Origin of the sequence: Neorhizobium sp. NCHU2750, assembly GCF_003597675.1 — a bacterium.
Classification (GTDB): Bacteria; Pseudomonadota; Alphaproteobacteria; order Rhizobiales; family Rhizobiaceae; genus Neorhizobium.
Genome location: NZ_CP030829.1, coordinates 159,098 through 177,198, shown reverse-complemented (window position 1 = coordinate 177,198; position 18,101 = coordinate 159,098). Strand labels below are relative to the sequence as shown.

Sequence of the window (18,101 nt, the reverse complement as noted above, 5' to 3'; positions counted from 1 at the left end):
TGATCGTCACAGGAATACTGTTTGCCGCCGCGGCAGCACGCGCTCATAGCCAAACCTGAGACAGTCGCGACACACGGCCAGTTGCGGAGGCGGCCGGCGAGATTCGCAAGAAAGGCGGGCATCGCGCATGCGGCGCCCGCCCCTTCTGTCGGTGATGTCATTCAGTTGCAGGAAAATCGACTGGACAAATGGTGGATATGCTCGGTACCGATACCGCAACATCCGCCGATGATGGATGCGCCCTTTTCCATCCAGGTCTTTGCCCACTTGCCATAGGATTGCGGATCCAGGTCTGCGCGGATGTCGGAGATGACCTCGTTGGCAGCGCCGTCATCGTCCTGCGATGCAAAGGCATTTGCGTATACGCCGAGCCTCAGCTCGGGAGCCACGCTGTGGGCTGCCGATAGCGCGGCGGCCATGACTTCCGGCATGGAGCAGTTGAAGAGCATGGCCTCGGCGCCCAGCGAGACGGCCAGGCGCGTGGCATCCGCAACAGTCTGTCCGGAACGCAGCTGCGGCTCCGGCATTTCTTCGGGGCCAACGTCGTCGCGCAATGTGAAGGAGATCCAAAGCGGTTTGTCGGTAGCCTTGACCGCCTGCGCTGCAGCCGATGCTTCCTCGATAGAACTTTGGGTTTCGGCAAGCCAAAAATCGACATGCGGCGCCAGCCCACCCACCAGCACACCGAGATATTGCTGTGCCAGATCCGACCGGAACAGATGTGGCTGATAGGAACCGAAAACGGGCGGCAGAGAACCAGCAACCTTGACGTCGGATGACAGGGCCGCAGCCTCACGCGCCATCCGGCCGGCAAGCTCCGCGAGGCGGGCGCCATCCGCCTTGAAACGCTCGTCGCCTATATGGAACGGCACAAGCGCATAGCTGTTTGTCGTGATGATCCGGGCGCCGGCGCGGATATAGCCCTCATGCACTTGCCGGACCATATCCGGCGCTTCCATCAAGGCAAGCGCCGACCATTCCGGTTGCCGGAAGGGAGCTCCGACGCGTTCAAGTTCGCGGCCCATGCCGCCGTCGAGGATAGTTATGTCACTCATTGATCTGCTCAGCTCTTGTTTCAGGGCTTCTTGGTGTCGCGAGCTTCCAGCTCGTGGAAGCCTTCGATGTCGGCGGTGATGGATTGTGAAATATGGTCGCGCACGGCCTGTTCAGCGTCGTCCGGCGACCCGTTGAAAAGCGCATCTCTGAGTTTCTGATGCTCTTCGACAAGATCCCTGCGACGAGGCCAATGAAGCTCCGACCAGCGATAGAGCCATTCCATCTTGTCTGCCAGTTGGGCATGCCGCCGGGCTAGAAGACGATGGCCCGTCTGAACAACAGTGCTGGCATGAAAGCCCAGATCTGCCCTCAGCCGTTGATCGGAGTTTGCAGCATCGATTGTTTCAAGAGCATGGAAGGCGGCGTCGATAGGCGCCATGTCGATCTGCTCACGCTTCTGCGCCACGATCCTGGCAGCCAAGCCTTCGAGCGCCGCACGCAACGTATAGATCTCTTCTATCTCGCGTGCGTCCAGTGTCGCCACATGCCAACTCGAATAGGGTGTGCGAACGACCAGTTCCTGCGCCTCGAGCGCGAAAAGGGCCGAGCGAACCGTACTGCGCCCGACCCCGATCTGTTCGGTAAGCGCGAGCTCCGTCAGGGTCGCGCCTGAAGCAAAGGCTCCCCGCACGATAGCTTCCCTCAACCAGTCGACGGCGCTGTCCTGCAAGCTTTTCCGATCAATGGGATCGCGCATTGTCTCACCCTAGCGGTTACGGTCGAAATGACCGCTGATGAACGAGCGGCAACGTTCAGACGTTGGCGAACCAAATACCTTTTCAGGCGTGCCGTCCTCTTCGATGACCCCCTTGTTGAGGAAGATCGTACGGCTCGACACCTCTCGGGCAAAGCCCATCTCGTGGGTGACAATCAGCATCGTGCGCCCCTCCTCTGCCAGTCCACGGATGACCTTCAGAACTTCGCCGACCAGTTCGGGATCGAGCGCCGATGTAGGCTCGTCGAACAGTATCGCACGCGGGCGCTGTGCAAGGGCTCGCGCAATGGCAACGCGCTGTTGTTGACCGCCGGAGAGATGTGCCGGCCAGGCATCGCGCTTTTCCGCCAGTCCGACCTTCTGCAGAAGCGCCATTGCCTCATCGATACATTCGGCCCTGGGACGGCCCTGTACATGGATCGGGGCTTCGATGACGTTTTCCAGGACGGAACGATGCGGCCAGAGATTGAAGTTCTGGAAGACGAAGCCGAGATGGCCACGGATGCGACGGGCCATCGCATCTTCCCGGCGTGTCATGTGACCATTGACCGGCGACACGCTGTCTTCGCCGACCGCAATCGTGCCCTTATCGGGAATTTCAAGAAGAGGGATCGAGCGCAGGAGTGTGCTCTTGCCGGAGCCGCTGGCACCGATGATGGAGATCACCTCGCCGTCGGTCGCCGTCAGATCTATGCCGCGCAGGACTTCGTTATCGCCGAAACGCTTGTGAAGGTTGCGAACCGTGATTACGGGTTGGGTTGTCATCGGCTCACTTTGAATTGCCAGGGTGAAAGACGGTGCTCAAGCCAGGTGAACGTTCGTGACACGATCAACGAAAGCACCAGGTATATGGCTGCGGCACAGAGGAAAATCTCGACAGCGCGCCATGTCTCGGAGACGAGTGCACGAGCGATACCTGTGACTTCCATCAACGTTACGGTACTTACCAGCGCAGTTGCCTTGATCATCGAGATCACTTCGCTGGAATAAGCCGGCATCGCCTGACGGAATGCCAACGGCAGCACAACGCGACGAAACACCGTTGGCCAGCTCATTCCGGAGACGCGCGCAGCTTCGACTGCTCCCTTTGGAACCGCACGCAGGCCGCCACGCAGGATCTCCGAAGTATAGGCAGCATCGTTGAGAATGAGTGCCAGGAGGCCGCACCAGTAGGGTTCGCGGAAGAACGGCCAGAGGAAGCTGTGGCGGATGAAACCGAAGCTGGCCAGACCGTAGTAGATCATGAAGATCTGGACGAGAAGCGGCGAGCCGCGAAACAGGAATACAAAGGCCGATCCGATGGCGTTGCCGATCTTCGTCACGCGCATCAGGTTCAGCAGAAGCGCCAGACACCCGCCCCCCAGAAGCGAGAAGAAGCTGAGATTGAGCGTCAACGGAAGGCCCACCAGAAGCTTTTCCAGAACCTCGATCGTGAAGGAATTGGTCATCGGCGTGCCCCCGAAGGATGGCCACGCAGGCTTCTGCGCTCGATGAGCATGAATACCTGCCCTGAAATCGTTGTGATCACCAGATACAGGACGGCACCTGCGCCGTAGAACAGGAAGTGCTCTTGGGTAGATCCGGCCGCGACCGTCACCTGGCGCATGATTTCGACGAGACCGGTGACCGAAACGAGTGCCGATTCCTTGATGACCGACTGCCACTGATTGCCGAGGCCTGGGATGGCGGTCACCATGGCCTGCGGCGCGATAACCCGGCGAAAGAGCGTCCATCGCGACATGCCAACGACAAGGCCGGCCTCCAGCGTGCCCTTCGGCAGGGCTTGGTATGCCCCGCGCAGGACTTCGCCCTGATAGGCGCCGGAAATCAGTCCGATGGCCAGCATGCCGGCCACGAAGCCGCTAATGTCGAACGGGCCGGCAAAGCCGAGCGTTGTTCCGATGACCGTCACGACCTGACGCCCACCGAAATAGAACAGATAGATCACCAGAATGTCCGGGACGCCACGCAGAACGACGGAATAGACCTCCGCTACTACTCGCAGCAGCCGACTGCGTCCAACGCGAGCCCAGGCCAGAAAAGTGCCCAGAATGATGCCGCAAATGAATGCGGCAACAGAGACGGCGACGGTCAGGAGGCCCGCCCGCAGCAATGCGAGCCCCCAGCCATCCGGCCCAAATCCCAAAAGTACGAAGTCCGGTGACATTGGTGGATCAGAGCTTCGGAGTCACGTCGAGGCCAAACCATTTCTTGGACATGGTCGAAAGGGTGCCGTCGTCCGACATGGACTTCAGTGCCTTATCGATGGCTGGCTTGAGTTCACTATCGCCCTTGCGCACGGCGACCGCCGAACCATTGCCCATTACACCGCCCTTGAACGAAGGTCCGGTTGCCATGACGTCATCCTTGTGCTTCTGCAGGAAGGCGGCAATGTTGGTAACGGCAGCCATGGCAGCGTCGATGCGGCCGTTCGTCAGGTCCTGGTAGACGTCCTGGCCGTTCTGGTAAGTGCGGATCGTCACGCCCTTGTCGGCAAGATACTGGGTGAGGAAGCTTGACTGGATGGTCGAGACCTGCACGCCGACGGTCTTGCCGGAGAGGGCTTTGGCGAGATCTGCGACGGCGGCATCGCTTGCCGCCTTGTCGGAGAGGTCGACGCTTGTGCCATTGCCAGCAAGCGTGATGCCGCTGTCCTTGGTGACGGCGAAGGTGGATCCGCCGGTCGTGTAAGGCAGCGAGAAGTCGACGACTTCCTTGCGCTTGTCGGTGATCGTGACGGCATCGATGACGCCGTTGTATTTGCCGTCCACGAGGCCCTGGATCATCCCGTCCCAAGCCTGTGAGATGACCTTGTAGTCAAAGCCGCCGCGCTTGGCGACTTCGGCAATCAGATCTATCTCGAAGCCCTGCAGTTCGCCGCTCGGCGAAGTCATGTTGAAGGGAGGATAGGCGCCTTCGGTGGCGAAGACGTATGTCTTCTTGTCCTGCGCGAAGGAAGCTTGCGGCAGGGCAACGGCAAGGGCCAGCGTGGCGAGGCCGATGCGCAGAAAGTGACTGCGGTTCACGTTCAATGTATTATCCCCTTTTATGTGCGAATGACGATGTGTGTTGTCAGGACATCAGCTCGACGGCCATGCGCGTAAGTGCAATGGCACTCTGGGCAATGCAAGCCTCGTCGGGCTGGTAATCGGAGTTGTGGACGCGATCGTCGCGGCCGGGCTGGCCCGATCCAACGAAAATCTGGATCGAGGGTAGGCGTTCCGAGAAATACGAAAAGTCCTCGGCACCGAAGCTCTTGCCCTGCTCGACAACAATGGTATCGCCGAACTGCAGGCCGAAAGCGGCGGCAGCACGGTCGACCAGACCGTCGTCGTTCATTAATGGAGGCGCGCCCCGGACATATTCGATCTCAACCTCGGCATTCATGGCCGCGGCAGCCCCGAGGCAGATTCGCTTGAATGAAGTTTCAGCGAGGTCTCGGGATTCCGGCGAGCGGCACCGCACCGTGCCCTCGAACATGCAGCTGTCGGGAATGATATTTTGCGTCGCCCCACCCTGGATGTGGCCGATGGTCAGTACCGCGGAGAGCGCCGGATCCATTTCCCGGGAAATGACGGTCTGAAGCTGGGTAATGATGTAGGCGGACGAGACGATCGGGTCGATTGCCGCATGCGGGCGGGCCGCATGACCCGACTTGCCACGCACGATAACCTGAAACTCGTCACTGGAAGCAGTGCTGGCTCCGCGGTTGAGAAACACGGCGCCCGCCGGCGCTTCAGGGCGATTGTGGAATGCGATCGCATAATCGGCGCCATCGGCGGCACCATCGGCGACCATGGCCGCAGCACCACTTTCCTGGGTTTCTTCGGCAGGCTGGAATATGAGACGCACCGAGCCGCTCAGACGCGGGGCAATCTTGACCAAGGCATTTGCGGCTCCGAGGAGGGAAGCCGTGTGCATATCGTGGCCGCAGGCATGCATCTTGCCGGGGATAGTCGAAGCAAAGGGAAGTCCAGTCTTTTCCTCGATCGGCAAAGCATCCATGTCGGCGCGCAGAATGACGCAGGGACCGGGGCGGCCACCCGTGATCGTTGCGACGACGCCGGTGCGGCCAACGCCGGTCTGCGGCTCCAGGCCAAGGGTGCGCAACTCGTCAGCAACCAGGGCGGCCGTGCGCACGGTGTCGAAGCCCGTCTCTGGATGGGCGTGGATATCCCGGCGGATTTCTACGATCCGAGGCTCGACCTCACGCACGAGTGTTTCGATTTCCTGTCCGGGATCGTTTGGAAGATGGGCCATGTGTCTTTGCCTACGATTTAGCCATCGATTAATAAGGCAGCATTGCAAAACCGCGACAACAATGTCAAGGATCGACAATCGACAATTTTGTACGTGAGCATGAGTCCGATGGACAAGAATATCGATACCTTCGTGGCCAGCCTCGGAGGCGTCACCGATAGCCACACGGGCGGTCTGGTGCCCGCGGTCCATATGGGTGTTACGCATGTACTGATACCCGGCGAAGCCGCGATCGGGTATGCCCGCGGCGGAGCGGTTGAAGGCAGTCTGTTCGAACGCATGATGGTCGGTCTGGATGGCGGGGCGGCCGCGCTCGGCTTTGTCTCGGGGGCATCCGCCGCACAGGCCCTGCTCGCCACATTTGCCAAGGGCAGCCACATTGTGCTTGAAGAAAGAGGCTATTACGAGTTTCGAGGCATTCTTATGCGCGCGGCGGAAGCGCGCGGGCTGGCGGTCGAGACGGTCGATCTCTGCGATACAGAAGCCGTAGCCAAGGCGCTCCGCCCCGGACAGACGGCCCTGATTTGGTCGGAACTCCCGACCAACCCGGAATGGCGGATGCCGGATATTCGCCGACTTTCCGAACTGGGCCGCAATGCAGGCACCCGGTTGCTCGTGGACGCGACGGCAGCCACGCCCTATCATTGCCGACCAATCGAGCATGGTGCCGATATTGTGCTCCACTCAGCGACAAAATATCTCAACGGCCATGGAGATTTAACCGCGGGCGCCTTGGTTGTTGCCGATCCGAACTTGCGGGAAAAGCTAATCGCTATTCGCACCGAGAATGGAACGGTATTGAGCCCGATGCAGGAATGGCTGCTTTTGCGCGGCTTGCGCACATTGGCTGTTCGCATGCAGCGTGCCTCGGCGTCGGCCATGGCGATCGCAGAGTGGCTCGCCGCTCACCAGCGTGTCCACACGGTTCACTATCCGGGGCTGCCGGGCCATCCTCAGTTTGAGCTTGCCTCACGCCAGTATGGACGCGGTTTCGGTGCGATGCTTTCGTTTCGCGTGTCGGACAGCACCTGTGCCGCCAAGATAACGAACGCTACGACCGTCTTCCGGCAATCGACCTCGCTCGGCTCCACCGAGAGCCTTATCGAGCATCGCGCCATGACCGAGGGCGAAGGCACGCTCTGCCCCGATGACCTTATTCGCCTGTCCATCGGTCTGGAGGATCCCAGGGATCTCATAGAAGACCTTCGCCGTGCGATGTCTTGAGCGCATCTCTTGGGCCTTGGGTCCGATCAGGTATCGTCAATATCCATCGGGGCTTTCACGATCTCGTCGCAACAGGCGATGTAGCTTCGTCGTGCTGCCCGGAAGCCGTCGGGTTGACAATGTTGCCTTTCTATTTTGCGCGTCCCGCTCTCCACACTCGTTTATCCAAAGGCGTCGGTACCGCTCGCTTTGATCGGTGTCGTGCTTCTCTTCGGGTCGCCCACGTTGCTACGACGATGCTATGCGCCGATCTGGCCGCGATACTGGCTCGGCAACACGCCCTTTTCTTCGCGGAAAGCCTTGCTGAAGTGGCTGAGATTTTCGAAGCCCACGGCATAGGCAGCATCTGTCACGCTGGAACCCGATGCCAGTAGCGTTGCAGCTGCGTCGATCCGGGTGGCGCGCAGATAACCATGCACCGTGTTGCCGATCACCAGTCGGAAACCCTCCTTCAACCTGCGCTCGTTCAGTCCCACCTCGCGGGCCAGGCGAGGGATGGTCCAGTCGGAGCTATAGCGGTTTTCGATCAGCGCGATGGCTTGGTTGAGGCGCCGCGCTTCCTCTTCGTTGAGGCGCTTGATGGGCTTGCCGTCCGCCTGTCTGGTCACCGCGTCCAGCCCGATTCCCAGTGCTTCTATTGCCTTGCTGTAGAGATAGGCACGTCGTGCCATTCCCTCGGTAAAGCTGCATTGAAGAAGGCTGCGGGCAACGGCGATGAGTTCCGGCGGTGCCTTGAAGCCGAGCAGGAAGACGTGCTGCTCCGGCAGGCTGTGCTCGGTGATCACCGCCCCGCCAAGCCGCGACAGCGATATGCCGCCCAGTTTCTCAAGCAATGGCTTTTCTACCCGAATATCGACCACGCAGAGCCGGCGTCCGCCGCGAATGTGGTTCTCACCCCTTGTCATGCGATCGCAGGCGAAGAAAACGGCGGTTGCCGGCTGTACCGGAAATGGTTTGGCACCATCGACGGACAGCGTCCCGGCCCCGTCGATGAAGATCGACAGTGAAAAGGTCGCCGGCCCCTCCGGATGAAACACCTGGTCCTCGATGGGCATCGTGTCTATCAGGTAGATCGACACGTCGTCGCCGGGCTGTTCTATCCGTGTCGCATCCCGCCAGCCGAGTTGGTCTATCTCCGCATCAACGGTCTCCCGCCAGGTCTGTTCGGGCTGCGGCATATCGCCGTCATGGTCTTCATGCGGCGCGGTCTTGGGCAGGTCCATGAATTTCGTCTTTCGAGCATTTTAGTCCGATTTCCGTCAATCCCGGTCCCGAAAACATTAGCCGCTGCGACAATAAACTGGAATAGGATGCTCAAGTTTAATTTGGCGATGCGAGGGGATCAATATGGTGAGCGGCAGGAAGATGGCTTTGGCGGCATCGGCATGCATTTGGACGATCGGCGTTCCGGGCGCATGGGCGCAGGACGGTGAAGGCACGGGAGAACTCAAGCCGATCGTCATCACCGCCGGCAAGCGTGATCAGGACGCAGGCAAGATAGATGCGTCCGTATCCGTCGTGACCCGCGAGGAACTGGATGCACGCGGCATACACACGGTGGAAGATCTGCAGAAGGTCTTTCCGGGTGTCAGCATCGGCAATCGCGGCAACCGCGTCTATTCGAACGTCACCGTGCGCGGCATGTCATCTCCGGACTACTTCAACCCAACGGTGCAGGTCTATGTCGACGGCGTTCCGCAACTGCCCTCGACATTCTCCCAGATGCTGACGGATGTTGAGCGAGTAGAACTGCTGCGCGGCCCCCAGGGCACGCTCTATGGCGCCAACGCCTATGGCGGCGTCATCAACATCATCACAAGAAAGAAAGACGCCAATCGCTTCTATATCCAGACCAATATTTCCAACAGCGAACCGTCGGTCGAGGTCGGCGGTACGGCCGTTATAATCCCGAACACCCTGTATTTCGATTATGCTGGCAACTTCCAGCATTTTTCCGGCGATATCGACGACGCATCGACCGGCCGCAACAATATCAACCAATCGAACGATGGATACGGGAGGGCCGCATTGCGCTATGCACCGACCGGAGGCGACTTCGATGCTTCGCTCAGCTATTCGAAGGAAAAGCTGCTCTCACGCGAAGAACTCTACTCCTTCGCGTCCGATGTCGATGATCGCATCTATCGCAGCAGCATCTACGGGGACATTCCAAGGCTCGAGCGCGATGTGACCAGCATTTCGGGCCAGTTCAACTATCACCTCGGTGACTACACTCTCTCCAGCATCACCAGCTATCAAAAGAGCGATGTCCTGCGGGATTTCTCCGCCGGCGCCGGTTCTCGATATCAGTGGCCGCAGAATGACGAGACGATTTCGCAGGAACTGCGCCTAAGCCATGACGGCGACATGTTCAGCGGTGTGGCAGGCCTGTGGTACAGCCACAATGATTTCGACGGGTGGAAGAGTGCGGTTGCCCCTTATTATGGCCCTTCGACCAACAATGTCGTCACCGACAGCGCCGCCGTATTCGGCGAACTGACATGGCACGCGACCGACAGGCTCGACCTTACCAGCGGCTTGCGCGCCACCTACGACCATTCCAGCATCGATGCCTATCGGGCGGACAGCTACGGAATGGGCATGGGCTTTGATTTCGAGCGCAAAGCCAGCTTTGCCAGCGTTCAGCCCAAATGGGCAATCGGCTACCAATTGACCCCTGACACGCGCCTGTTCGGTGTCATTTCCCGCGGATACAAGCCGGGCGGTTTCAACCACAGCATCTCGTCCTCGGTGGATTCGGCATCCTACGATCCCGAAAGCGCCTGGAATTTCGAGATGGGCGTGAAGTCGACGCTGCTTGACGGCGCGCTGGATATATCCACGTCCATCTACCATATCCGCTCGTCAGACAAGCAGATCTATGTTGGCTTGATCGGCTCGCAATTCCTGCGCAATGCCGGCAAGGCGACCAGCACCGGCATCGAGATGGAGGCCACGTGGCGGGCAACCGAACGCCTGACGCTGAGCGGCAACGCCGCCTATGGCCGCTCCGAATTTACCGATTCCACCGACCCCTATACCGGGACATCGTATGACGGCAATCGCCTGCCCTATGCACCGGATGTCACGGCTCACCTTAACCTCGGCTACCTGCTGGCCGATGATCTGCTCGAAGGTACGTTGACAGCCAACGCAGCAGTCAACGCGTTTTCGAAGACCTATTTCGACGAAGCCAATGCCGCGAGCCAGTCGGGGTTTGCGACCTTCGACGCCAGCCTCGACTTTGCCAGGACCGACGGTTTTTCGGCGCGGCTCTATGTCCAGAACATTGCCGACAAATCCTACGAGACCTCCGGCTATGTCAGTGGCACATCGGAACTCGGCACGCTTGGCAAGGGTCGCACCTTCGGCCTGACGCTGCGCAAGGAATTTTGATAGGCAATGTCCCTGTCCCGTTCGTCGGCCCCGTCCGTTGCCTCTCGTTCTAGTGCGTCGCCACGACCGCCTTCGCTGCCGCAACTCCTCGCAGCGGCAGGCGGCATCTACACGGCCCAGAGCCTTGTCGGCGGACTGACCTTTCTCGGCCTGCCGGCCATCTTGCGGGCAGAGAATGTTGCGCTGGACCAGATCGGGCTGGTCTCGCTCGCCATGCTGGTCTGGGCATTGAAGTTTCTCTGGGCGGCCCCGGTCGAGCGGCTACGGCTGCGCCCGGATGGCTATCGCCGGTCGCGCCGGCTGGTACTGTTGGGCGAAGCCCTGGTGGTCGCGGCCCTCCTCGTCTTCGGCTTGAATGGCGGGGCGGAATTTCCAACGCTTCTAGCCTTGCTGATCGTGATGGCGATTGCTTCCGCCACAGTGGACATCGTGTGTGATGCTTTCGTCATCGAGCAGTTTTCCGAAAGCCGACGGGGCCTCGGCAATATTGCCCAAGTGGGTGGCGGCTATTTCGGCATGATCTTCGGCAGCGGGCTCTTTGTCGCCGCCTATTCCGCGCTTGGCTGGATGGCCGCCTCGCTCATTCTGGCTGTGCTGGTGGCGCTCCTTTCGATCCCGATGACAACGATACGCGAGCCGAGAGGTGAGGTGTTCTCGCCGATCCTCGCACCAAGCCTAAAGAACGGGTTACGGCGACGAGAAGTGCGTATCGGCATCGCGATGACGATCGTGCTGGAACTGGGCGGGCGCGTGGCTCAGGCGCTTGCCGGTCCGGTCCTGGTCGATGCTGATCTGCCGCTTGCGACGCTCGGCATTCTAAACGGTATCGGTGGCGTGGCAGCCGGGCTTGCGGGGACTGCTCTCGGCGGGTTGGTTTCTCATCGGCTGGGAGGACGGCGAGCGATGTTTGCGGTCGCCTCTACCCATGTGGTCACGCTGGCGCTGCTGGCGATTGCGATTGCCGCCGGGCTTGCCAACCTGCCCCTTCTGGCAGGCCTGTTCGTGATCGAAAGCGCCATGATGGCAGCGGGTTTCGTCACCAGTTATGCCCGCCTCATGGGGCTTGCCTCACCATCTCAACCGGGCGTCGATTTCACGCTGTTCCAGTCTGCCAGCGCAATCACCGCAGCGCTTTGTGGCATGACGGCCGGCATCCTCGCCACCCACGCGGGATATGCTGCCACATTCGGGCTGGCTGCGGCCTTAGCGGCTATGGCACCTCCCCTGCTCATCGTCTTTGAAACGCGCCTCGCGAAAGGGCCACTCCCATGACGAAACCTCTTGCAGTTACTGTCGGAGCGGGTGTCGCCGGCCTGGCAGCGGCATGGTGGCTGGACAAGGCCGGCTGGCGCAGTGTCATCATCGAACGTGCCGAGAGCCTTAGGGAGAACGGCTATATGCTCGGCCTGTCCGGTCTTGGCTTTGAAACGGCCTGCAGGATGGGATTGCGTGATCGCCTGGAAGCCGGCGCATTCCGCATCGACGAAAATGTCTACAAGGACAGCAAGGGCCGCGAATTGCTGCGCCTGCGCTATCGTGACTTCATTCGCGACCTTCCCTATCTCGCCGTCCGGCGCACAGATCTGGTCCGGGCGCTTGCAGAAATATTGCCCGACACGGCAGCTATCCGTTTCTGTGAGACGATCGACGATTTCGTTCAGACGGAAGACAAGGTCGATGTCACCTTATCCAGCGGAGAGACGATCGTGGCGGATATGCTGATCGGCGCCGATGGATTCCGCTCGAGCTTGCGACAAAAGCTTTTCGGACCCGACGATACCTGTCTCCAGCCGCTCGGCTACTACTTCTCCGTCTATGATGTCGGCGCGCCGAAGCAGTTCGATACCGACTTCGTTTCCTATGCCGAGCCCGGCCATCTTGCTGAATATTATGCGTTGCATGATGGACGTCTCGCAGCTATGCATGTGTGGCGAGACGACCGCCCAAATCTCGAACAGCGGGGGGGCAGGATCGATCTGCTGCAGGCCGTCAGCGCCCATAGTCATCCACATGTCCGCCAGCTCCTGAAACAGACGCAGCACGAGGAAAGCCCGGTGCTGATCGACAGCCTCACGATGATCGACCTGCCGAAATGGTCGCAGAATCGGGTTTTGCTCATCGGCGATGCCGCGCATTGCCTGACGCTTGTTTCCGGGCAGGGAGCAGGCATGGCCCTCGCCTCGGCCGAAATGCTCGGCGAGGCCATGAAGGTGGCGCAAGATCCCGGCACGGCCTTCGAGCGCCATGAATTCCTGCTGAGGCCGATCATAACGCGGCTGCAGTCACGCAGCCGCAAGATGGCCGCCGTCTTCATTCCCCAGAGCGCCTTTGCGTTCAGACTGCGCAATCTTCTCATGCGCTACATGCCGCGGTCCTGGCTCGGGCGTTATTTCAGCAATTCCATACGGGCCGAGATTGCACTTGCTGCCAATATGAAACAAGAAACCATGCCCGTTTCGGGCCCGTGAGATTTCCATTTGAGCTGTTGGCGACGGGAAGCAATCGGCGACACCTACTCGCCCGGTGCGGTTTCGACGACCTCCTCTGCAATCCTTGCCGACGGCGCAGCTTGACAGTCGCATGCGCTGCCATAGCATTTCTCGCGCGACGTCTTGCCGATACCTGGGTTGAAGCTGTTGGTCGGATCGAGAGCGCGGTAGTGCTCGGCGAGCGCGGGCTTGGCCCTGTAGATGTGGCCGACATTGTGCTCGGCGGGATATTCCGCGCCTCGCTCGTCGAGGATTTCCAGCATCCGGGCCTTGATCGCCGCGGCGTCCGTGCCCTTCTTCAAGGCGTAGTCCTGATGCAGAACATGGCAGAGAAAATGGCCGTAGTAGATTTTTCGGCCGATCTGAGCGTCGACATCCGGCGGCAGCGTCTCGAACCAGTCGCGGTCATCGCGGCGAAGGGCGATATCCAGCGCCAGGATATCCTCGACCTCCTCGGGCCTGACTGCGGCATAGCGAACCGTCGCGCCAGCCGCGGCGAACCGATTGAGCATCGCCTTCTTGGCTTCCATCGCGTCGCAGGCGAACCAGCCACCCGGTCCGACGGTCACGTCCAGCATTGCCCTCGTCTCCTGTGCGACGGATCCGGGAACGTTGAGGATCAGATGATGTTCGAACTTCTCGCGGAAATCGAGAAGGCGTTTGGGCAGGGCTTCCGGCAGCAGATCGGCAATGGTCTGCAGCAGTCTGTCTGTGAGATTCTTCGGGAAAAACCGCTTGCCGCCCAGCCATGCGTCGATCGAGCCCTTGGCTGCGAAGAACATCGGCAGTCGCGCCGTTCCCAGCCAGTGGATCATCAGGAGCACGTCCTTGCCGAAACGACGGGCAATGTCGAAGCAGTCGCGATGCATGTATTCGCCGCTGATCGGAAGCTCGGAGAGCTCCGTCAGCAAACGCCGGCGCAAGGTGGTGAGTTCTGCCGTATCATTGGTGCCGATATAGAAAACGGTCGGCTCCGCCACGACCGGGAACGTGTCGAGGCGCACCGCAAAGACCGCAACCTTGCCGGCCGATCCGGAGCTTTCGAATAGCCCGCGCGGATCCGCATTGAAGCGGGCGGGCGTCGCGGCATCGACGTCGCGTACGCGTTTCGCATAGCCATCATCCGACGCCCTGCCGGTTCCCGACCGCACCGTCGACGGGTCGATGGCGCCGCGATCGAGCCGGCCGAGCATCTCCTCCGCTGTTTCGCCGAGATCGATGCCGAGATGGTTAACGAGGCGCAGCTCGCCCGATGCCGTCCGTTCTGCATAGAGCGAAAGTTCGCTATAGACCGGTCCGTGCCGCACCAGCGCACCACCGGAATTGTTGCAGACGCCGCCGATGATCGAGGCGCCGATGCAGGACGAGCCGATGACCGAATGCGGCTGCCGTCCGAGAGGCTTCAGCAGCGTTTCGAGGGCGAAAAGCGTCCCTCCCGGTTGCGAGAGGATCTGGCGGCCGCCGTCGAGGATATCGATGCGGTCGAGCCGGAGCGTGCTGATGATGACCACATCACGATCATAAGCGCCATAGGGGGTGGAGCCGCCGGTCAGGCCGGTATTGGCTGCCTGCATGATGACGATGCAGTCTGCTTCGATGGCAAGCTTCAGCACCTTCCACATCTCCACGAGCGTCCCGGGAATGGCAACCAGGGCAGCCTCCCCCTCGCCCGCCCTAAATCCCTTCCTGAACCGTTCGGTCTGGCGTGCATCGACAAGGCAATGTGCGCCGCCAACGATGGCTTTCACGCCTGCTACCAGTTCCTTGCGCGTCATCATGTCTCCTCTCGCAGCCCCGCCTCATGTCAAGGCAATGTCCCAGCATCACGACACTATCCTGTAGCAAAATCGTGCAGGTAGTATCCAAATAATACCCGCAACGTTTTTCCATCCCTATAGTTTGCCTCGAGGAGCAGCAACGAGGGAGGAATATGGCTAAGTTCGTTCACAGCATGATCCGGGTTCTGGAAGAGGCGCGCTCTGTCGACTTCTACGGCCGCGCCTTTGGCCTGAAAGTGGCCGACAGGCTCGATTTCGAGACATTTACGCTGGTTTATCTGTCAAATGCCGAAAACACGTTCGAGCTCGAACTGACTGTCAACAAGGACAGGTCCGAGCCCTACGATCTTGGCAATGGCTACGGCCATGCCGCTTTCGTCGTCGACGACCTGGAGGCGGAGCATTCACGTTTCGTTGAAGCGGGTTTTGCACCACGCAAACTGGTCGACTTCAAGAACGGCGATGAACTCGTCGCACGCTTTTTCTTTGTCCAGGATCCCGACGGTTACCAGATCGAGGTCATCCAGAAACAGGGGCGCTATCTCTGACCACGCATTGAAATACCAAGTCCATTAGGGAGGAAATAATGGAGACTACCAAAAGACGACTTCTCATCGGCAGCGCCACGGCGACGGTGATGGCTTCCAGCTTCGCCAAGGTCGCCATGGCCGGGCTGCCCTTGGACCTCAAAGAGGACAGTTCGGCCAAGAAGATCCTTGTCCGCATGATCCGGGTGATGTTCCCCCACAAAAATTTTGCCGATGGCCCCTACGCGCGCACCGCCGATGCGGTGTTCAAGGCTGCGGCCAAGACGCCCGCCGACAAGATCGCCTTCCTGGCATCGCTGCGTGAACTGCAGGATGATGGCTTCATGGATCTCGATGACAAGGCTGCCTATGCCAAGCTCAAGTCGATCGACACGACCGATTTCTTCAAGCTGGTGAAGGGAACCACCGTCACCACTCTCTACGACGACCCGGAAGTCTGGAAGGTGCTCGGCTACGAAGGTCCGAGCTTCGACAAGGGCGGTTATATCCACCGCGGTTTCAACGACCTCGACTGGCTGCCCGACCCACGGATCGACGAATATGCAGGAGCAGGCCAATGAAGAAGATCGCCAACGATGAAAAGGCAGTCGTCATTATCGGATCGGGTGCGGGCGGCGGTACGCTGGCCTATGAACTGACAAAGGCCGGCATTCCCTGTGTCGTGCTGGAAGCCGGTCCCTATCTGAAGAACGAGGACTATCACAACAACGAGTGGGAGGCCTTCCGCCAGATGGCCTGGCTCGATCCGCGCACGACGAGCGGCTCCTGGCGGGTTGCCACCGACTTCCCGAGCCTGCCTGCCTGGATCGTCAAGGCCGTCGGCGGTACGACGACCCACTGGTCGGGTGCCACGCCACGTTTCAAGGAATACGAGTTCAAGGCCCGCACCACCTACGGCGATGTCGCCGGGGCAAGCCTTCTCGACTGGCCGATCACGCTGGAGGAAATGGCGCCCTATTACGACAAGGCAGAGATGGCGATGGGCTCCACCCATCGGCACGGGCGGCCTGCGCTGCCTGCCAACAACAACTACAAGGTCTTCGCAAACGGTGCCGAACGCGTCGGCTACAAGATGTATGCGACCGGCCCCTATGCGACCAATGCGGAGCCCTATGACGGGCGTCCGGCATCGATCCAGGACGGGTTCAACTTCCAGGGCGACAAGAACAAGTCGAAATGGAGCACGCTGGTGCGCGAAATCCCGCGTGCGCTGGAAACCGGTCTTCTGGACCTGCGCCCCGAAAGCCATGTCGTGCGCATCACTCACGACGCTTCGGGCAAGGTCGATGCGGTCGTCTATGCTGATAAACATGGCAAGCTGCATCAGCAGGCAGCCCGTGTCGTCTGCGTCGCCGGCAACTCGATCGAGACGCCGCGGCTGCTTCTCCTGAGCGAGAGCAACCGCTTCCCGAAGGGGCTCGCCAACAGCTCCGACCAGGTTGGACGCAACTACATGCGGCACATGACCGGCTCGGTCTATGCCCGCTTCGACAAGCCGGTGCACATGTATCGCGGCGAGACCATGGCCGGGATCATTGCCGATGAATCCTCCCACAAGCCGGAACGCGGCTTCGTCGGCGGTTACTACATGGAGACGATCGCGCTCGGACCGTCCTTCCTGGCCGCCTTTGCAGAACCGGGCGCCTGGGGACCGGACTTTGCGGCCCTGATGGACGCCTATGACAATACGGCCGGGATGTGGATCGTCGGCGAGGACATGCCGCAGGCCTCCAACCGGATCACGCTTTCGGATGCTGTGAAGGACAATCTCGGCCTGCCGGTCGCCAATGTCCATTTCGATGATCATCCCAACGATGTGGCCATGCGAAACTATGCCTACGAGCATGCCGAAAAGCTGTATCAGGCCGTCGGCGCCACGGGTTCGCATCGGACACCGCCCTATCCGTCGACACACAATCTCGGCACCTGCCGGATGAGTGCCAAGGCGGAAGATGGCGTGGTCGACAAATGGGGCCGTACTCATGACGTGCCGAACCTGTTCGTCTCGGACGGTTCGCAGATGACGACCGGGGCAGCTGCCAATCCGACACTTACCATCGTGGCGCTGGCAATCCGCCAGGCCGAGTATCTGTCGAGGGAACTCAAGGCCGGTACGATCTGATCCGCCCAAGCCTTGAAGCAATCAAGGGGCCGTGATCGTATGGCCCCTTTCCAAGCATCTCGCATGTCCTACCTTTGGCGAGAGGGAGCGTGGCAGTGGAGGAGACAGCCGTGTGCAGATTATTCATCGGGGCCAACTCGAGCATGTGGGAGAGCCAGACGCGTTCCTTGCGCATGGATGGCATGGTTACCAGCGTTAGGCTGGAGAACATGTTCTGGACCGTTCTCGACGAAATCGCCGCGCGCGACGACATGAACGTGCCGCAACTTCTTCACCAGCTCTATAACGAGTCGATCGACGAGGGGCACGACCTCGGAAACTTTACCTCTTTCCTCAGGGTGTGCTGCCTGCGCTATATCGATCTGCAGCTCAAGGGACTTCTGCCGAACGGCAGAAACGATCTTCTCTCGACCGATGAGATCCTGACCGCCGAGACCAAGTTGCGCGGCGAGCAGGTGAGCAGAAGAGTATCGATGCCCCGTCAGCATTGACGGGCCATCTGCAATCCGGTTA

17 protein-coding genes are annotated in these 18,101 nt (G+C 60.2%); 8 read left to right on the top strand and 9 right to left on the bottom strand.

From position 1 onward, the window contains the following. Positions 1–161: 161 nt before the first annotated feature. From NCHU2750_RS24950 to NCHU2750_RS24920, 7 genes are read right to left on the bottom strand one after another with little or no spacing between them, the layout of a single operon-like run. Positions 162–1,055: a homocysteine S-methyltransferase family protein gene (locus tag NCHU2750_RS24950; RefSeq protein WP_119944494.1), complete on the bottom strand. Its 894-nt coding sequence runs from the start codon at positions 1,053–1,055 to the stop codon at positions 162–164. A gap of 20 nt (positions 1,056–1,075) precedes the next feature. Continuing rightward, entirely contained in the window at positions 1,076–1,753 is a 678-nt protein-coding gene (locus tag NCHU2750_RS24945) for a GntR family transcriptional regulator (protein WP_119944493.1), read from the bottom strand. Positions 1,754–1,762: 9 nt separating this feature from the next. Next, positions 1,763–2,536, bottom strand: coding sequence for an ABC transporter ATP-binding protein (locus tag NCHU2750_RS24940; RefSeq protein ID WP_119944492.1), 774 nt, complete (start codon positions 2,534–2,536; stop codon positions 1,763–1,765). Next, positions 2,533–3,219 carry an ABC transporter permease gene (locus tag NCHU2750_RS24935; protein ID WP_119944491.1) on the bottom strand — a complete coding sequence of 229 codons (687 nt, stop codon included), beginning with the start codon at positions 3,217–3,219 and terminating at the stop codon, positions 2,533–2,535. The genes NCHU2750_RS24940 and NCHU2750_RS24935 overlap by 4 nt, the downstream gene beginning before the upstream one ends. Then, positions 3,216–3,938 carry an ABC transporter permease gene (locus NCHU2750_RS24930; RefSeq protein WP_119944490.1) on the bottom strand — a complete coding sequence of 241 codons (723 nt, stop codon included), beginning with the start codon at positions 3,936–3,938 and terminating at the stop codon, positions 3,216–3,218. The genes NCHU2750_RS24935 and NCHU2750_RS24930 overlap by 4 nt, the downstream gene beginning before the upstream one ends. A 7-nt stretch (positions 3,939–3,945) precedes the next feature. Then, positions 3,946–4,797: a transporter substrate-binding domain-containing protein gene (locus NCHU2750_RS24925; RefSeq protein WP_245480523.1), complete on the bottom strand. Its 852-nt coding sequence runs from the start codon at positions 4,795–4,797 to the stop codon at positions 3,946–3,948. A gap of 46 nt (positions 4,798–4,843) precedes the next feature. Beyond that, on the bottom strand, positions 4,844–6,031 hold the full coding sequence (locus NCHU2750_RS24920; RefSeq protein WP_119944489.1) for a M20 metallopeptidase family protein: 1,188 nt from the start codon (positions 6,029–6,031) through the stop codon (positions 4,844–4,846). 42 nt (positions 6,032–6,073) lie between these two features. On the opposite strand from NCHU2750_RS24920, the gene NCHU2750_RS24915 reads away from it, so the two are divergent. Beyond that, the gene (locus tag NCHU2750_RS24915; protein WP_162939788.1) at positions 6,074–7,255 is read left to right on the top strand and encodes a trans-sulfuration enzyme family protein; all 1,182 of its coding nucleotides are present in this window, start codon (positions 6,074–6,076) and stop codon (positions 7,253–7,255) included. 239 nt (positions 7,256–7,494) lie between these two features. On the opposite strand, the gene NCHU2750_RS24910 is transcribed toward NCHU2750_RS24915, so the two are convergent. Further along, complete coding sequence (locus NCHU2750_RS24910; RefSeq protein WP_245480514.1) at positions 7,495–8,478, bottom strand: helix-turn-helix transcriptional regulator; 984 nt, start codon at positions 8,476–8,478, stop codon at positions 7,495–7,497. A 124-nt stretch (positions 8,479–8,602) separates the two neighbouring features. Here NCHU2750_RS24910 and NCHU2750_RS24905 point away from each other — a divergent pair, with 124 nt between their 5' ends. Genes NCHU2750_RS24905 through NCHU2750_RS24895 form a run of 3 tightly spaced genes read left to right on the top strand, consistent with a single transcriptional unit; the run spans position 8,603 to position 13,119 of the window. Continuing rightward, positions 8,603–10,651, top strand: coding sequence for a TonB-dependent receptor (locus NCHU2750_RS24905; protein WP_245480513.1), 2,049 nt, complete (start codon positions 8,603–8,605; stop codon positions 10,649–10,651). A 6-nt stretch (positions 10,652–10,657) separates the two neighbouring features. Further along, positions 10,658–11,923, top strand: a complete 1,266-nt coding sequence (locus NCHU2750_RS24900; RefSeq protein ID WP_119944487.1) for an MFS transporter — start codon at positions 10,658–10,660, stop codon at positions 11,921–11,923. Further along, complete coding sequence (locus tag NCHU2750_RS24895; protein WP_119944486.1) at positions 11,920–13,119, top strand: FAD-dependent monooxygenase; 1,200 nt, start codon at positions 11,920–11,922, stop codon at positions 13,117–13,119. Before NCHU2750_RS24900 ends, NCHU2750_RS24895 begins: the two co-directional genes overlap by 4 nt. A 44-nt stretch (positions 13,120–13,163) precedes the next feature. On the opposite strand, the gene dld is transcribed toward NCHU2750_RS24895, so the two are convergent. Further along, the gene (gene dld, locus NCHU2750_RS24890; protein WP_119944720.1) at positions 13,164–14,915 is read right to left on the bottom strand and encodes a D-lactate dehydrogenase; all 1,752 of its coding nucleotides are present in this window, start codon (positions 14,913–14,915) and stop codon (positions 13,164–13,166) included. Positions 14,916–15,070: 155 nt separating this feature from the next. Here dld and NCHU2750_RS24885 point away from each other — a divergent pair, with 155 nt between their 5' ends. From NCHU2750_RS24885 to NCHU2750_RS24870, 4 genes are all read left to right on the top strand, one after another. Then, on the top strand, positions 15,071–15,466 hold the full coding sequence (locus NCHU2750_RS24885; protein WP_119944485.1) for a VOC family protein: 396 nt from the start codon (positions 15,071–15,073) through the stop codon (positions 15,464–15,466). A gap of 38 nt (positions 15,467–15,504) precedes the next feature. Beyond that, positions 15,505–16,026, top strand: a complete 522-nt coding sequence (locus NCHU2750_RS24880; RefSeq protein WP_245480512.1) for a hypothetical protein — start codon at positions 15,505–15,507, stop codon at positions 16,024–16,026. Next, a complete protein-coding gene (locus NCHU2750_RS24875; RefSeq protein ID WP_119944484.1) occupies positions 16,023–17,588 on the top strand; it encodes a GMC family oxidoreductase in 1,566 nt (521 codons plus the stop codon). The genes NCHU2750_RS24880 and NCHU2750_RS24875 overlap by 4 nt, the downstream gene beginning before the upstream one ends. A 110-nt stretch (positions 17,589–17,698) precedes the next feature. Next, positions 17,699–18,079 (top strand): ribbon-helix-helix domain-containing protein, encoded by a 381-nt coding sequence (locus NCHU2750_RS24870; RefSeq protein WP_119944718.1) that lies wholly within the window; start codon positions 17,699–17,701, stop codon positions 18,077–18,079. Positions 18,080–18,101 lie beyond the last annotated feature (22 nt).

Bases quoted from the DNA above. Each gene is read 5' to 3' on its own strand.
- NCHU2750_RS24950 (WP_119944494.1), bottom strand. From the start codon at position 1,055: ATGAGTGACATAACTATCCTCGACGGCGGCATGGGCCGCGAACTTGAA.
- NCHU2750_RS24945 (WP_119944493.1), bottom strand. From the start codon at position 1,753: ATGCGCGATCCCATTGATCGGAAAAGCTTGCAGGACAGCGCCGTCGAC.
- NCHU2750_RS24940 (WP_119944492.1), bottom strand. From the start codon at position 2,536: ATGACAACCCAACCCGTAATCACGGTTCGCAACCTTCACAAGCGTTTC.
- NCHU2750_RS24935 (WP_119944491.1), bottom strand. From the start codon at position 3,219: ATGACCAATTCCTTCACGATCGAGGTTCTGGAAAAGCTTCTGGTGGGC.
- NCHU2750_RS24930 (WP_119944490.1), bottom strand. From the start codon at position 3,938: ATGTCACCGGACTTCGTACTTTTGGGATTTGGGCCGGATGGCTGGGGG.
- NCHU2750_RS24920 (WP_119944489.1), bottom strand. From the start codon at position 6,031: ATGGCCCATCTTCCAAACGATCCCGGACAGGAAATCGAAACACTCGTG.
- NCHU2750_RS24910 (WP_245480514.1), bottom strand. From the start codon at position 8,478: ATGGACCTGCCCAAGACCGCGCCGCATGAAGACCATGACGGCGATATG.
- NCHU2750_RS24905 (WP_245480513.1), top strand. From the start codon at position 8,603: ATGGTGAGCGGCAGGAAGATGGCTTTGGCGGCATCGGCATGCATTTGG.
- NCHU2750_RS24900 (WP_119944487.1), top strand. From the start codon at position 10,658: ATGTCCCTGTCCCGTTCGTCGGCCCCGTCCGTTGCCTCTCGTTCTAGT.
- NCHU2750_RS24895 (WP_119944486.1), top strand. From the start codon at position 11,920: ATGACGAAACCTCTTGCAGTTACTGTCGGAGCGGGTGTCGCCGGCCTG.
- dld (WP_119944720.1), bottom strand. From the start codon at position 14,915: ATGACGCGCAAGGAACTGGTAGCAGGCGTGAAAGCCATCGTTGGCGGC.
- NCHU2750_RS24885 (WP_119944485.1), top strand. From the start codon at position 15,071: ATGGCTAAGTTCGTTCACAGCATGATCCGGGTTCTGGAAGAGGCGCGC.
- NCHU2750_RS24880 (WP_245480512.1), top strand. From the start codon at position 15,505: ATGGAGACTACCAAAAGACGACTTCTCATCGGCAGCGCCACGGCGACG.
- NCHU2750_RS24875 (WP_119944484.1), top strand. From the start codon at position 16,023: ATGAAGAAGATCGCCAACGATGAAAAGGCAGTCGTCATTATCGGATCG.